The organism is Phoenicibacter congonensis (assembly GCF_902386915.1).
Taxonomy (GTDB): domain Bacteria; phylum Actinomycetota; class Coriobacteriia; order Coriobacteriales; family Eggerthellaceae; genus Phoenicibacter; species Phoenicibacter congonensis.
The window spans coordinates 346,402-361,564 of the sequence record NZ_LR698997.1 but is presented as its reverse complement, the minus strand read 5'-3'; the positions used below and the strand labels follow the sequence as shown (position 1 = coordinate 361,564).

Annotated in this window: 12 protein-coding genes; 1 reads left to right on the top strand and 11 read right to left on the bottom strand. The window is 43.0% G+C overall.

What is annotated here, in order from left to right; translation table 11 throughout:
- Window positions 1–9: 9 nt before the first annotated feature.
- Genes FXZ76_RS01565 through FXZ76_RS01555 form a run of 3 tightly spaced genes read right to left on the bottom strand, consistent with a single transcriptional unit; the run spans window position 10 to window position 4,985 of the window.
- Window positions 10–1,050, bottom strand: coding sequence for a hypothetical protein (locus FXZ76_RS01565; protein ID WP_079535379.1), 1,041 nt, complete (start codon window positions 1,048–1,050; stop codon window positions 10–12).
- 26 nt (window positions 1,051–1,076) lie between these two features.
- Window positions 1,077–3,974: an insulinase family protein gene (locus FXZ76_RS01560; RefSeq protein WP_162273033.1), complete on the bottom strand. Its 2,898-nt coding sequence runs from the start codon at window positions 3,972–3,974 to the stop codon at window positions 1,077–1,079.
- 27 nt (window positions 3,975–4,001) lie between these two features.
- Window positions 4,002–4,985 (bottom strand): substrate-binding periplasmic protein, encoded by a 984-nt coding sequence (locus tag FXZ76_RS01555; protein WP_079535377.1) that lies wholly within the window; start codon window positions 4,983–4,985, stop codon window positions 4,002–4,004.
- 454 nt (window positions 4,986–5,439) lie between these two features.
- Here FXZ76_RS01555 and FXZ76_RS01550 point away from each other — a divergent pair, with 454 nt between their 5' ends.
- Window positions 5,440–6,243: a ComF family protein gene (locus FXZ76_RS01550; RefSeq protein WP_079535376.1), complete on the top strand. Its 804-nt coding sequence runs from the start codon at window positions 5,440–5,442 to the stop codon at window positions 6,241–6,243.
- A gap of 1 nt (window position 6,244) precedes the next feature.
- On the opposite strand, the gene FXZ76_RS01545 is transcribed toward FXZ76_RS01550, so the two are convergent.
- From FXZ76_RS01545 to FXZ76_RS01510, 8 genes are all read right to left on the bottom strand, one after another.
- A complete protein-coding gene (locus FXZ76_RS01545) occupies window positions 6,245–6,523 on the bottom strand; it encodes a YerC/YecD family TrpR-related protein (protein WP_079535375.1) in 279 nt (92 codons plus the stop codon).
- A 54-nt stretch (window positions 6,524–6,577) separates the two neighbouring features.
- Window positions 6,578–7,507, bottom strand: coding sequence for a branched-chain amino acid transaminase (locus tag FXZ76_RS01540; RefSeq protein ID WP_079535374.1), 930 nt, complete (start codon window positions 7,505–7,507; stop codon window positions 6,578–6,580).
- 159 nt (window positions 7,508–7,666) lie between these two features.
- The gene (locus FXZ76_RS01535; RefSeq protein ID WP_079535373.1) at window positions 7,667–9,757 is read right to left on the bottom strand and encodes a glutamine synthetase III family protein; all 2,091 of its coding nucleotides are present in this window, start codon (window positions 9,755–9,757) and stop codon (window positions 7,667–7,669) included.
- A 301-nt stretch (window positions 9,758–10,058) separates the two neighbouring features.
- A complete protein-coding gene (gene rpsI / locus FXZ76_RS01530) occupies window positions 10,059–10,460 on the bottom strand; it encodes a 30S ribosomal protein S9 (RefSeq protein ID WP_079535372.1) in 402 nt (133 codons plus the stop codon).
- 4 nt (window positions 10,461–10,464) lie between these two features.
- The gene (gene rplM / locus FXZ76_RS01525; RefSeq protein ID WP_079535371.1) at window positions 10,465–10,899 is read right to left on the bottom strand and encodes a 50S ribosomal protein L13; all 435 of its coding nucleotides are present in this window, start codon (window positions 10,897–10,899) and stop codon (window positions 10,465–10,467) included.
- Between the two features lie 107 nt (window positions 10,900–11,006).
- The gene (locus tag FXZ76_RS01520; protein ID WP_147571497.1) at window positions 11,007–11,405 is read right to left on the bottom strand and encodes a hypothetical protein; all 399 of its coding nucleotides are present in this window, start codon (window positions 11,403–11,405) and stop codon (window positions 11,007–11,009) included.
- A 5-nt stretch (window positions 11,406–11,410) separates the two neighbouring features.
- Window positions 11,411–11,761, bottom strand: coding sequence for a transposase (locus FXZ76_RS01515; protein ID WP_147571495.1), 351 nt, complete (start codon window positions 11,759–11,761; stop codon window positions 11,411–11,413).
- Between the two features lie 387 nt (window positions 11,762–12,148).
- On the bottom strand, window positions 12,149–15,049 hold the full coding sequence (locus FXZ76_RS01510) for a hypothetical protein (RefSeq protein WP_079535368.1): 2,901 nt from the start codon (window positions 15,047–15,049) through the stop codon (window positions 12,149–12,151).
- Window positions 15,050–15,163 lie beyond the last annotated feature (114 nt).

Below are 15,163 nucleotides of genomic sequence, written 5' to 3'. Positions count from 1 at the left end.
CTATCTTTTCTACTTTGAAATTGTTACTGTTATCATTCGCACTGTATCGGCGAGATTGTCGGTCGCAAGCGATACCGTGTAATCATACAAGAGTCTAGCGGACCATTTCACGCTTGTACCAGAATAATCTGCGTCGCCTGAAAATTCAAGCTCCTCTTTTGAAATTCGTTTTCCGTCATCTGTGTAGGTAGTGTAGTCCGACTTATCGTCCGGCAGCGAAATATCATCAGAAGAAATCTTTAATCCAGCTTCTGACATTATTTTCTCGATTATCCGCTCATTTGCGACTGCATCTTGAAAACTCATTGTCCCGTAGCCGAGAGCTTTAGTCGATGCTTGATAGGTGATTTGAGTTATTTCATTGTCTTTGTCAGCATAGACAATTACCACTGGATTCCCAGAAGTGGAATCTCCCTGATCGTTAGCTAAAGAATATTTAACCACACGCTTTATCGGGTCGTCCTCGTCATCTTTTTCTGTATCGGAAGTCACTTGCGCGCCATGACCAATCTCAGAAGCGGCATCGTCAACACTCGTGCCAATAATTCCTGCTATTTCAGGAACAGTGGCCGTTTTTTCCGCGCCATTTGATTGAGGATCACTTCCTTGCATTTGCGAAACATCAGTTTGCCCCGCCTGATGCTGCTCCACTGAAACATTTTGGGAGTTAAAAACATACAAACCGAAGGCGACAGCCGCAAGTGCCAAGACAACTACGAGCGCAACGATTGCAATCATTAGCTTCTTCCTCATGTTTTGCGAAGCAATTTCATATTCTGGAAGGTCGGCCGCATGTTTTGCACGCCGAGGTCTGGCTTCTACTTTTAATTTTGTTGCAGTGTCGGATGGTTCACTCCGCACCTCAGAAGCATAGGAATCTTCGACATCTTCAGATTCCTTAATCGTTCCACCGTCGTGGTCAGACTTTTTGACTTCAGAGGAAGAATCACCCGGATTACCCGCGGTTGTTCTTTCTTGTGTGTCTGAAGAAACATCTGCTTGAGAAACGTTTATGTCATCATTTTCATTGTTGATTTCGTCATCAAACATAGTTTTCTCCATTTCTCTCACAGAAATTATAATTCCGTAATTTCGTCAAACTTCTTCGACTTCGATATAGCGTCTTTATTTCCAACGACACAAACGCTTGAATGTTCAAGAATATTCTCAACAGTTGAAGCCAGACTTCTGACATCATCGAGTGTTGTGCGAAGAGCTTCGTCGCGTAATCTTTCACGATCCTCTTCTGTGTCTCCTGAGAAAAATTGGCTTTCAGCTCGCGCAATTAGAGCGCTGGCTTTGCATGGCTTGTCAAAATCAGCAACAGCACTCACAACATAACCATCCATCTCGCGCTCAGAAGCAACAAATTTTTTCAACCAGAAGCCAGACTTTGAAATTGTTTCAAGAGAAGAGGCTACATTTGGATCACGATAGGTGTAAAATCCTGCACTTCCTGTCTTTGAAGCAGAAAAACCACAGCCGTATGCGCCCCCTTGCACACGAATCGAGTTCCACAGATAGTCATAACTCAAAGCCTTCGACGCAATAGCCCAACTACCATTGAAGTCTGACATGTTTTGTAAAAGATTAAAATTGCTGCTTACAGCGCTAAATGTCACGTCACTTTTCACTGCGAAAGCATCTTGTGTGAAAGCAGGCGAAAAATCTGCCGCTTTAACTGGCAACTTTTGCCCATCTTCAAAAGGTTTCTTGTTTTTCAAATTTATGTCAGACTTAAATTTTTGCAAAGAAAAATCTTCGGCAGATGTACTAAGAATCACCTGGCCAGAAGTAATTTTCTTTAAAAGTTGTTGGCATTTTTGCGAAACTTGTGACAAATTATCTTCCAAGTTCTCACATAAGTCGCAAATGAACTGATAATAAGAAATACCAGAAATCTGTTCTATAGCATGATTGCGCCAAGTGAGAGTTGAATCGGCATGCCTTCTTGCGAATTGATGACCAGCGTTAACAATAGACTGCTGAAGTTCAATCTTTAGCGACATTAAAATCTGCAGGAGTTTCTCTTCGTCTTCAAAATTGCTCGAATCTAAAATGCTTCCAATAAGTTCTGCTGCAGCCGAAGTATTTTGCGGCAAACAGGAAACCCCAACTTTAACAAAATTGAAATTAAAAGAATCTTTCCCAACTGGAAAAGAATTTGTAATACTGAATCTTCCAAGCAGCTTTCGCGAGTTCAAAACAATGTCTTCAGCAGAAAAATCGGCGGTGTTGAATTTACCAAGAAGGGTGGTCAGCAACGACAAATAAGGATAGTCCGACTCATCAACAGAAGAGCAATCGAGATAGGCGTTGAAATAATCTACGCCTGTTGTGCGAAGATTTTCATGTCGAATGAGGCTAAAGCCATCTTCGATGCTCGCACAGAACTTATGCTTTTTGATTTTCTCATTTACGTCAGACCTTTGAAGATAGGGCAACTTTGCCACATTTTCAGGCAAGTCTGGCTTGTTTTGTAAATCATGTAGATGCGCAAGCTCACCGTCAATCTTCACCCTTTCATCGGGGGAAACTGGTTTGGCTTGGGAGCTATTTTCGCCATTGGATGGAATTATCCGAGCTCGTGCAACACCGTCGGTTTCGAGAATATATTTCGTGATCAAACTCTCAAAGCCGTCACCTTCAAGCATGGCGCGCAATTGCTTAAAAAATGTCTCAAACTTCAATGCATCAAGAGGTCTGGCATCATCGTAAAGCCATGTCGACAAACAATCCATTGCGTAAATTACCCCATCAGCTGTGCCAAAATTGTGTTCGCGCATCAAAAGTTCAGCATGGTCAATTGACGCCTCTATCAGTGCTTTATCAATGCCGCCGTTTATCCAGTCACGTAAAAATTCAAGAACAGTTTCCTCTAAAACCTGCAGAGCCTCAGGATTTTTGACTCCCTGACAAGCAATCATCAGGCTTGGCGTTTCTATTGGTTCAATTATTGTCGCGTAATAATCTTCTGCAACTCCAGTTGACAGAAGGCGCGCTTTCAAAGGTGACACGTTTGATGCCATCAAGGCGTCCATAAGAATACTAAACGCCTGAACTGTTCCTACATCAGTTGCTTTTGATAGCCTAAATGCAATGGCTTGAGGTGCACAATCAGGCGAAACGTCCATCTCTATTTCTGATATTTGAGTGTTCACAGGAAGTCTGACATCGATTGAAAATGGGTTAGCTTCTTGACGTTTGCCAGAATCAATAGCCGCCTGAACAGGCAAAAGGTAGTCTTCAGAAATGGTTTTTAAGAATTTTTCAATCTCCATGTTTCCGTAAAGCATAATGTAGGAATTCTTTGGAGAATAATGTCTCGCATGAGTTTCCAAAAACTGCTCATAGGTGAGCTCTGGAATATGCTTCGGATCTCCGCCCGACTCAAAAGAGTAGGCCGATGCTGGGTAAAGACGTTCACAAATTGCGTCGAAAAGAACTGAATCTGGATCAGACAAAGCACCCTGCATCTCGTTATACACTACTCCTGAATAACGAAGATTTCCGTTCTCATCTGTTTCCTTGTGCCACCCCTCCTGTTGAAAAATTTCTTCTGCTGAATAAATGCGAGGGTTAAAAACTGCGTCCAGATAGACGTTCATTAAATTCAAGAGATCTTGTTCGTTGGTCGATGCTACAGGATAAACCGTCTTGTCGGGAAAAGTCATCGCATTCAAAAAAGTCTGCATTGAACTTTTTAAAAGATTAACGAAGGGCTCCTTAACTGGATATCTATTTGACCCGCACAAAACAGAGTGCTCCAAAATGTGGAAAACTCCTGTCGAATCTTTTGGAGGGGTTTTGAATGAAATCGAAAACGATTTGTTCTCATCATCATTCTGTAAAAAAAGCAACCGTGCACCGGTCGCAACATGAGAGAAGACCCACGCGGAGCCTTCAATTTCTTCAAGTTCTTCTCTTTGAACTACGTCAAAGCCATATTTTTTGGCAATTCTTTCAATTTCCAACTTTGAAAACACCCAATCTTTCGGTTCTTAAGAACGAATAACGGAATTCGCGTCAGTCGCTACAGCAGCAGAACCAGAAGATTCTGTCGCCGTTGCCGATGAATGACTATCTGCCGAGCTGTTTCCACTGCCAGAATCGGCACTTGAGCTCGATTTCTTCTCAACCTTCTGCACTCCAGACAAATCAAGAAGGCTACCAAGCCACTTCTTCTCTATTGTTGCAATTGTGCCGTTATTAACAAGCTCTGTCATTGCACTTGAGACGGCAGTGTAAAGTGCAGAATTCTTGTCAGAAACAGCAACACAATAACCAGAAGCAGAATCGGTCATAGCAACAATTTCAACATCTAATTCAGCTTTATTTGCTGCATACATTCCAATAACAGCATCAGCCGCAACAAATTCCGCATCCCCTGACTTCATCGACTGGAAAGCGGATGCCAAATCGGAAGTAGAAACAAGGGCATCACTCCCAAAGGTGTTTGTTACACTCCATGCACTCTTTGATGAAGCCTGAGCAGCTATCTTAGGCGTTGAGTTGGAAGACAACTCCTGGGTGTTGGAGCCTTTCAATTTGAAGATCACCACTGTTGTGGGCACATACTCGCTTGTCAGCTTCGCTCCAGATGGGGTGTCGCTTCCGTCGACACCAAAAACAATGTCAACTTCGCCATTCGAAAGCGCCTTAGAAGGGTTCGACCCAGTGTCGACGATTTTGAGCTTCAGCCCGAGAGAATCTGCCAAAGCAGCCGCAGCATCCACGTCAATTCCAATAATTTTCGAATTACCCATGCCTGCCATTGGTGACTGAGAGGTGTTAACCCCGACCTTTAAAACGCCACTTTCTTGAATGGTGGGAGTGTCTAAAGTTGCATTTTTCAATTGGGGAGCAGAACCTTCGTCTGTTGAGCACCCTGTCAATGAAAAGCAAAAGAAAGCGGACAACGCGGCACAAACTAGAACGGTGAAGAACTTCTTACAATAGTTATTCCTAAGCAAAATTGCCTCCATTTTTAAATGTTAAGAGCTTCTTCATTTGACCTAGTCTTTGCCCCCACACTCGCACACTGGGCCATTGCTTGCGCTACCGGCCTCTCGCACGCCAAGCGGGATGCTTGAAGTCAACGTGCGGTGCGACTTATCCCTAGAATACGCCATGCTCATGTTTTGAAACAATTACGTGGGTCCTTTTGACCGCATCTGCCTTGGACTAAAGGAGATAACTCCTCGCAACTACAACATGAAGAAGCTGGCAAATATTATAGCAAACGACCTCATAAACACGAGTGGCCGGAACCTGCGACGCGTGATCCACCAATGAAGTCTGACATGTTTTGCAAGCCTAAATTCAAGTCTGACATGAAATTAAAATCAAAAAGCAAGTCTGACATTAGCTGCGAAAAATGCCATCATCAAAAAGTCTCCAAGAATAATTGAGGAGGAAGTCTGACATGAAATGTAACACTTGCGAAAGAAGTCTGGCATACTTTTAAAAAATCTTTGGCCTCAAGAAAAAGGCCGCAAGAGAAGCTATTCTGAAGAAATGACGTTGTCAAAAAACATTTCAGAAACTGCAAAAGAGTTGCTCTGGCCCACCCGATGCGCACTATGCGACGAGCCAGGTCAAGTTCTTTGCGCCAAATGCAGATCTACGCTGAGGTATGTAGACCTATGCAAATCATGCGAGAGGTGCGGCGCAAGCGGAGGGCGCCTTCAGTGCAGCGAATGCAACTCTGTGATCTTGGATGCTATGGAACTTGAGAAGTACCCATTTGACGAATTCAGAAGTTGCGTAATTCTTAATGAAAATGCACGCAGACTTGTTAGCGTTTATAAAGACGAGTCAGAGGTGAGGCTAGCAAAAGAAATATCGAACATTATGTTTCGTTACTTCGAGCCTGTCTGGATAAAGCAGAATGCCAAAATAGCCTTTATTCCGCCTACACAAGAAGCAATGTTGAAACGCGGATTTAACCACACCAAAATCCTTGCTAACAAGTTAGGAGAACTATCTGGCTGCGAAATAATTAATTGCTTTACGACACCAAAGTCATCTGACCAAAGGAATTTAGGCAAAAAAGAAAGAATATTGAACATGAAAAAGCAACTTCGAGTGTTGCCGAATGCTAATTTTGAGAGGAAAAACCCAATCGTTATTATTGACGATGTGTGCACAACTGGTGCCACCATGCAATGCGCTGCCTCAGCGCTAAAAAAGTCAGGAGTTCAGACGATTTACGGGCTAACTTTTGCGCGCGTAATGAATTAACCTAGGTTTTTAAGCGCGCAATCGCTTCGGTGTAACCGCCTGCCCCATGATTAAGGCACTTTGAGACACGAGCAATCGTTGTGGCTGAAGCGCCAGTGAGCTTCTCAATCTCGTTGTAGGAAAGACCCTTGTCAAGCAAAATGGCAACATTTAATCGAGATGCGATGTCTCTAATTTCTTTATAGGTAAACAGATCCTCTAAAAGGGCACCAATAAAACCCTCATCATCCGCTTTTGCAAGCAGAGAAATGAGGGTTTTTACTTGTTGATCTTCTGTCATACCGCTTTTCAAAAAGATGTCAGACTTCCTTTTAGAGGATTGCTAAATGCGCGTTTAAATGTCAAAATTCCAGTCAGCATGAGCTTTAACGTGACCCCAAAGAATCTCGAAGAACTGTTTCTGCAGCTTTTCTGTAATCTCACCGCGAGCGCCGTTTCCAATCTTGATACCGTCAATCTCTGCAACTGGAGTGAGTTCGGCAGCGCTTCCAGACAAAAATACCTCGTCAGCCGTGTACAAATCACTGCGCACCAAAGAGCAAAACTCAAATGGAACATCAATATCATTAGCAACCTGAATGATGCTATCGCGTGTGATGCCCTCCAGCAATCCATCAGAAATTGGCGGCGTCTTCAGTACTCCATTCTTAACAATAAACAGATTCTCGCCGGTCCCTTCACACACTTTACCAGCCTCGTTCAGCATGACAGCTTCTTCATAGCCATGCTCCTTCGCCTCAAGCTTAGCCAACAAGCTATTAAAGTAGGAAGCTGTTGCCTTAACTGCAGGTGGAATAGCGTTTACCGAGCGCTGGCGCCAAGACGATGTGCCCACCTTGATTCCTTTTGCCAGAGCATCATCACCAAGGTAGGCTTCCCAAGGCCAGGCAGCAATAATAACATCGGTCGGAGAACCAGTTGGGTCAACGCCCATAGTCCCATATCCGCGATAAACGAGAGGACGAATGTATGCGCTTTTCAGCCCATTCTCACGACATGTCAAAAGTGTTGCCTCAACTAGCTCATCAACTGAGTAGTGTAGGTCCATTTTCGCAATTTTTGCACTGTTGTGCAGGCGAACCATGTGATCATAAAGACGAAAAACCATCGAGCGGTCGCTGTCAGGATCTTTGTACATCCTTAATCCCTCAAAAACACCACTTCCATAATGGAGGGAGTGCGACAAAACGTGAGTAGTCGCCTCGGCCCATGGGACCAACACTCCGTTTTTCCAAATAAATTCTTGCTCGGGTACTGATGGCATTTGTCGTCCTTTCTCTATATTGTTATTGCAACAGAAGCTGAAAACCTAATTATCTAAACATCAAACATGCAAGTCTGGCTTAAGTTGCAAATATTCTTCCTTTATTTTCTCACTAATAAAAATGAGCCAACAATGAAGTCTGGCTTGTTTTGCGAGCGTTTAGGCGTAGAACAAAATCTCGTTATACGTTGGGCATGGCCAGTGTTTACGCTCAGTAATAATCTCCATACTGTCCACCCAATGTCTCAATTCCTGCATAATTGGAATGACTTCTTCCGCATACATGTCTGCTTTCTTTTGGCCATCCTCGATATCTCGCGCCTGATGATGCTTTTGATGAAGAAGATCACAGAGCTTATGAATATTTGCTGCCCCTTCGCAGATTTGCTCAAAACGTCTACGCTGACCTTTAGCCTTACCTTCACCCACAACCTTTTCAACAGAACAAATAGTCTCAGCAAGCTCTGCTGCGTAGTTTTCAATCGCTGGTAAATAATCACGTCTTACCATGCGTTTCATCGTTCTGCATTCAATGTTCATGGTCTTGTTATATTTCTCAAGTTTAACGTTGTATCTGCAGTCAACTTCATCCTTATTCAAAACACTAAATTTTGAAAAAAGGGCATAAGACTTTTCTGTAACCAATGCAGGGAGCGCCTTCGCAGTGTCCTTCAAGTTAGAAAGTCCGCGTCGTTTCGCCTCTTCTTCCCATTCCTTCGAATAGCCGTCACCGTTAAATATAATTCTGCAATGTGCCTTTAATGTTTCCCTAATCCACTCTTGACACGCCTTATTGAATTCCTCGCCAGACTTGCCTTCCAAATCATCAGCAAATTTGCATAGAGAATCTGCCATTGCGGTGTTTAGGACCATATTAACATCGCTCAAATTCTGCGCCGACCCAGGCATTCTGAATTCAAACTTGTTTCCCGTAAACGCGAATGGGCTTGTTCTGTTCCTATCGGTGTTGTCTTGATCAAAATTAGGAAGAACATCAACGCCTAGGTCCATCTTTGCGTTTCCATTGCTGTGATAATCTGACCCCTCCATGATAGCTGTAACAACACGGTCAAGCTCATCTCCCAAAAACATCGAAATAATCGAAGGAGGTGCTTCATCTCCACCGAGTCGATGATCATTGCCTGCCGTTGCAGTTGTCATTCTCAACAAATCCTGATACTCATCTACAGCCCGAATAATGCACGTTAGCATTACTATAAAGCGCATGTTCTGGATTGGGTCATCGCCTGGTTCAAGCAGATTTTTCCCATCAACGGAAATCGACCAGTTATTGTGTTTGCCCGAACCGTTGATATGATCAAACGGCTTTTCAGATTCAAGACAGACTAAACCATGATGGCTTGCAATCAAACGCATTTTTTCCATCGTAAGCAAATTCTGGTCAATCGCACGATTTACATTAGTAAACATCGGAGCCAACTCGTGCTGACATGGCGCAACCTCATTATGCTTAGTCATAGCGGGAACACCCAATTTCCACAGCTCATCATCGAGCTCCTTCATGAATTCGTTCACCGTAGGGCGAATTGCTCCAAAATAGTGCTCTTCTAATTCCTGCCCCTTGCATGGTGAGTAGCCAAACAAAGTTCGACCACAAAGAATAAGGTCGAGCCTTTTTTTGTAATCTTCTTCGGATATGAGGAAATACTCTTGTTCAGCACCGAGAGTCGGCACAACATGTCTGGCTTCTTCACCAAAAAGTGCAAGCACTCGTTGTACCTGCTCTTTAATAGCCTTGTTGCTTCTAAGGAGCGGTGTTTTTTTGTCAAGTGCCTCTCCATTATATGAACAGAAAGCTGTCGGGATACAGAGAACTTCATCCTTTATAAAAGCATAGGAAGTCGGGTCCCAAGCTGTGTAACCACGTGCTTCAAAAGTCGCACGTAAACCTCCGCTGGGGAATGAGGAAGCGTCCGGCTCACCCTGTATAAGTGCTTTTCCAGAAAAACGCATAATGACTTGGCTGTCATCTACGGGATCAATAAAGCTATCATGTTTTTCACTGGTTATGCCAGACAAAGGTTGGAACCAATGCGTATAGTGCGTGGCTCCCTTTTCAATCGCCCATTCCTTCATTGAGTGTGCAACAACATTAGCTAGGTTTTCATTAAGTGGCTCGCCATCGTCTATGGTGGTCATCAGCTCTTTGTAAATCGAACGAGGAAGATATTCCTGCATGGTCTTCCTGTTAAAAACCAAGGTTCCATACATTTCTTCAACTCTGCTCATGAATCCTCCTTGCGATAGGCCATTTAGTGGCCAGTTTCGATAAAAGAAATGACGACTTAACGTTCAAGTCTGTCATTAATTTAAACATTTTAGCATTTAGATATTATGAACATGTTAAATCCAGAAGCCATTCAAAAACAAGACTGACATTGTCTTAAAACTGACAAATGTAGGTCAGACCTCTTTTGGAATTTTCAATTTTAAGCCAGACTTCAACGGGGCGGATTCAGTGTCAATGCTTCTTTAACAAAAAAAGAAAAGCCCCGGCGAACCGAGGCTTTGTAATTTGAAAACTTGCTGTCTAACGTTTTGAGAACTGTGGACGCTTGCGAGCTTTCTTCAGACCGTATTTCTTTCTCTCAACCACGCGGGGATCTCTTGTAAGGAATCCTGCTTTCTTAAGATCAGCTCTGTAGTCACCAGCCTCGAGAAGTGCTCTTGCAATTCCGAGTCTTAACGCGCCACTTTGTCCGCTAACTCCGCCACCATTCAATCTGGCAATTACGTCAAAGTGTCCTTCAGTGCCTGTAGTTGCAAAAGGTGCTACAGCAAAATCAAGCAGAGATTGCTCTGCAAAATACTGCGCTCCATCGCGGCCATTGCAAGTTACTTTACCAGTGCCTGGCACCAAAGTAACACGAGCGATAGCGTTTTTTCTTCTGCCTGTGCCGTAGTACTTGGCCTCTGTGATATTCTTTGCCATCTAACTATCCTTCCAGTTCAATCTTAGTTGGATTTTGTGCAGCATGTGGATGCTCAGGGCCAGCATAGACTTTCAGCTTCATACCCTGCTTTCTGCCAAGAGTAGTCTTTGGCATCATACCTTTCACGGCGCTCTCAATTACTCTCTCTGGATGTTTCTCAATAGCGACCTTGAAAGTCTCTTGCTTCAAACCACCAGGATGCCCTGTGTGATGGCCATAAACTTTGTCTTCTGCCTTTTTGCCTGAGACCTGGACCTTCTCAGCATTAACGACAATGACAAAATCGCCTGTGTCAACATGTGGAGTGTATTCTGGCTTGTTTTTGCCTCTGAGAATGTTTGCAACAGTAACCGCAAGACGACCAAGAGTCTGTCCTTCAGCGTCGACCAACACCCACTTACGCTCAACCTCACCAGGCTTTGCACTATAAGTTTTCATTGCTTACCTTTCTTTATGCTTGCTAAAAACAGAATACGGGGCTCTTTTTAGCAGTTTTTTATTTTAGCACTTAAAAGAAACGGCAGGACCAATAATCTTTATCGTAGTCAAGACAAGATTTTCTGTATTCGATAACGGGAGATACCAGTCGCACGCTCCATTTGTGAAAGTGTTGCTCCAAGGTCAAGTAACTTCTCAAAAATCAAACGCAAAAAGTCGTTTCCCTTCGATTTCAAGAAACCCTTTTGATGCTTCCCTACCTCTCTTACAATAAAATCCTTTACCTCAGCGTCCTTGGGCCTTCCTTCGTAGGCTGGATCTGTCCACTCCCAATCACGAGCTGCTTTTTTCCGGGTGAGACGACAAAGAAATTCAAGGTCGCAAACCTCGCTCACAGCATCAACGTCGGTGATCGAGGCTTCATCATTTGCAATAGATCTAAAGCTCGACCACTCGTAATCAGCGGCATCCTTTACTATGTTTGCGGAGACGGGATTGTTGTACACATATGTCAAAGTCTCAATAAACTGCTCTTTACTATTGATCGGAACTGAAGAAACCGCTGGTCATAAACTGCACCTTTTTTACCATATTTCTTGTTGTACCATTTGGCAAAAGACGCGCCCATCGACTGAAAAACTCTGCTCATAAGCTTTAAATTTCCCTGCAATATAAGGTGAATGTGATTCCCCATGAGAACATATGCGACTATCTTCATGTTGTAGGAATTTGCTGCCTTTTGAAGCGAGCGCAGAAACTTATTAAAATCTTCGGTGTCTCGAAATAACATCCCACTTCCATGAACTCGCAAAGTTACATGGTAAGAAAAAAGCGATGAGAGCTCTCTGATTCTGGAATTCACAGTGTCACCTCCAAATTAACTTTTCCTTAACAAAAAGTCTAAATTTAAAAAGTGAATAAAATAGTTATTCAATTGTCCAAAAAAAGGTTAATGAAAAGTGTTGCCCTACTACAAGAACATATGAAAAAGGAGTGACTTTGCCAATGAATGAATAGTGAAGTTTTAGATAAAAATAAGCTCCTGCGAAAAAAAGCAGGAGCCATAAATCCCAAGGTAATTTACATTTCATGTCAGACCTGTTTTGAAAATGTAAACATCAAGAAATTTATATTTCTACAAACATGTCAGAGTTAATTCATAACTAGCAAAATTCACATTTAATCGCTCTAAAAGGATGTCAGACTTTAAATTTAAGTTGAATCCTTAGCAGAATAAATGCAGGAATATTTATATGCTTCTCACAATTTCCATCACTAAATCCGCCGACTGCTGAAGTTGCTCATCTTCCACTGCGTCAGCAGCATCTGCCATTTCCGCTAGATAAGCTGGCTTTCCGTTCAGCGCCCCAGCAACATGAATGCACTTAAAGCTATGTTGAGCAAGAATCGAGGTGGTCGTGTTTGCCCAGTTCATGTTAATAGTTCCGACTGTCTTGCCAATCATTTTTCCGGCATTTCTCGCTTGCCTCTTCATACGAGCTGGAGATTTCTTCGATTTAATTAAACCTTCGGACTCAACCAATGACAAATCTCCGGCGCCCATAGCGTCCAAAGTTACAAAAATTGCTCCCTTTAAATCTTCCTTATGCTCATTCAAAAATGAAGTCAGACCTGAATGGCTGGAGCACTCGGAACCGAGAGCGACGCACCACACCTCCGTAGAAATATCATTGGTCGAGAACTGATAAATAGCATCTCTTTCTTCCGATTCAGAATGAAGTCTGTCATCACCTGAAACGATTACAGCGCCACCATTCCAGTCGTCATCGTCGTTGAAACTTGACCAGTCACCACGATCTTTTCCGACTTTTCTTGCCTCCCATGAGTCATCAACTCCAATAGTCTCAGAGAAGGAACGAACGTCATTGTTTTTCTTCTTGTGAAACAATTTGCCAAAGATTGACTCGGCATGCGTGTCTGGAATATCAACATACCCAGGACCAGCCACCGCGCCCGATTCTGTTACTTCTCCCTGCAAAGATGCATCATCTGCATCATAAATATAGAGGTCATCAGCTGTCTGATTAGCCTGCATCAAATCTTCATCAGTAATTGGGTCAAATGCTCCAGTGGCTTCCCCAACCGCAAAAGCGCCAACATTTGAGACAGTAGAATTGTCGGAAACCGAAACAGGTTCGATGGTTGTGGTCAGCGATGGCAACTCTACTCCCAATCTATTGACCGCCTCTTTCTTGGCTTTTTTTTCTGCCTCTCGCTCAGCCAGCTTTTCGTTTATATCTTTTGATTTCAAAGCACCTGTTAAAGAAGGCAGCTTGATGTCACGTTGTGCTCTTGATTGAGGCTCAGGCAAAGAAGGTTCCACTGTTTCAAGCGGGCGAGTTTGGCCACTTTCCAGGAATTCACTCGGGTCAACTTCAACCCCATACTCCGGTTCTAAAGGTCTCAAAGCAGGAATTTCTCCATAAACATCTCTTTTCTCTACAAAGCCAGACTTGATTAAAGCATCCGATTCATTCTGAGATGTCTCAAAATCAGGCACTGAAGTAGTGGAGGACAAAAATCCCGAGACACCACCTTTTTTCATTTCTTCAACTTTTAAGTCAGACTTAATTTGTAGAGAAGCATCTTTTGTCGAATCTGAATGCTCACTAACCCTACCAGTGTCTTGTCGTGCAATATAAGCATTCCCATTTATGTCAGACTTCACTTCTCGCAATGTAACGGAAGGATCAACCTCTACTGCATTCTCTTTTTTCTGTGAATTTGAAATTTCATTATCAATTACGGAATTCGCAACTCTCACGTCTTTTTCAACCTGCGCCGACGCCGTGGCGCCCGCAGTTTCTATATCACTCTGTATAGACTTAAGTCTGGCTTGTAATTCCAGATTCGCATCAGGAAATCCTTCATCAGCAGTGGCTTCGTTAAGTGCCGCTTCAGCTTTGCCGATGGCATCACCAAATCGCGATTTCTTTACTTTATCAGCATTCAAATTTCCTTTACCTTCAGCTTTCTGAAGGCCTTTTGTGAACCAATCAGGAGTAGAGCTCACAGCAGGTTCTGAATCTAGAGCAGCACATGAAGAATTATCAAAAATAATGTCAGACTTACCTCCAAAAGACTGAATTCCAGCATTTATTTCTGCGTCATCTAATCCGCCATTCGCAGTAATTTGTTGCGTAACATCCTGCGAGAACCCGCGAGAATCCTCCAAATTATCTGATTCATAATTTATGTCAGACTTGCTTTGGTCAACAAAAGAATCTTCATCTGCCGAAGACGAATAGCCTTCTGCACGACTCTTGTCATAGAAAAGACTCGCAACATAAGAGCCAGCAGATGCACTTTGTGCCTCAGACTCCCACTCAACAGAAACATTTGAAGGCATAACGCCAGCGTCTTCAGCCGCTTGTCGTCCACGAATTATAGGAGTGTCACCACCTGGAGCGTAAACTCCAGTGCTAATCCTCTTAGCAACTTCAAGCATCACCGCTACAGACGCTGCATTATTGTTTGCCCCTTCGTTATACTCAGCTGTAGTGTGCACAACAAAAGCGACGACTGGTAGAATTGATCCAACAATCCCGATGCCCAAGCAAATCTTTGCAAACAAAATGTCAGCTGAAAAAAGCGTGATCAAAGAACCAATCAAAAGAAGTGCAACGGCAGCGAGCTCGAAAAAATGAACGTATCGAATGTAATTAATAAGAGACCCAGTCTGCTCTTTTTTGCATTTTTCGGAATCGTAATTTGTCAGCAAAATGATTTTTTTAGACCGCTTAGAAGACTGAATGTTTGAGTCTGGCATCCTTTTTGCAATTACATTTTGGCTCGGCACTTTGCTTAAATAGCGAGAAAGAGAAAAAACATCAAGCTCATTTAAAACAAACAAAACGCCTGCAATCGCTATCAACAAAACCCATATAATCGCAAAAGATGGTAGCGCAAATGCAAAAATGCCAGAAACAAGCATTATTGCAGACAAAGTCATCCTGTAAATCTCGGGGTTAGATACCGCATCGAATTCTTGAAGTTCGACATTAAAGTTCGTTTCACTTTTTAAAGTTTCTTCCAAATATAATGCAGCCTTTTGTTCCTCATCGGTTCCGGCTGGACGAGCACCAATTTCTGATGCCAAAACGTCTACACATTCACGCATTGTAGTCATGATTAACTCTTTCCAAATTGCCTGCGCTAAATGGGTTTATTATACCGCAGGCCATTTTTCACAAACATGTCAGACTTCAAAAACAACTGAGAAGGTTCTTTGAAAGAATGTCAG

Excerpts from the sequence above, each read along its gene's own strand:
- FXZ76_RS01555 (WP_079535377.1), bottom strand. The coding sequence starts at position 4,985 with ATGGAGGCAATTTTGCTTAGGAATAACTATTGTAAGAAGTTCTTCACC.
- FXZ76_RS01510 (WP_079535368.1), bottom strand. The coding sequence starts at position 15,049 with ATGACTACAATGCGTGAATGTGTAGACGTTTTGGCATCAGAAATTGGT.
- rplM (WP_079535371.1), bottom strand. The coding sequence starts at position 10,899 with ATGAAAACTTATAGTGCAAAGCCTGGTGAGGTTGAGCGTAAGTGGGTG.
- FXZ76_RS01535 (WP_079535373.1), bottom strand. The coding sequence starts at position 9,757 with ATGAGCAGAGTTGAAGAAATGTATGGAACCTTGGTTTTTAACAGGAAG.
- FXZ76_RS01540 (WP_079535374.1), bottom strand. The coding sequence starts at position 7,507 with ATGCCATCAGTACCCGAGCAAGAATTTATTTGGAAAAACGGAGTGTTG.
- FXZ76_RS01565 (WP_079535379.1), bottom strand. The coding sequence starts at position 1,050 with ATGTTTGATGACGAAATCAACAATGAAAATGATGACATAAACGTTTCT.
- FXZ76_RS01545 (WP_079535375.1), bottom strand. The coding sequence starts at position 6,523 with ATGACAGAAGATCAACAAGTAAAAACCCTCATTTCTCTGCTTGCAAAA.
- rpsI (WP_079535372.1), bottom strand. The coding sequence starts at position 10,460 with ATGGCAAAGAATATCACAGAGGCCAAGTACTACGGCACAGGCAGAAGA.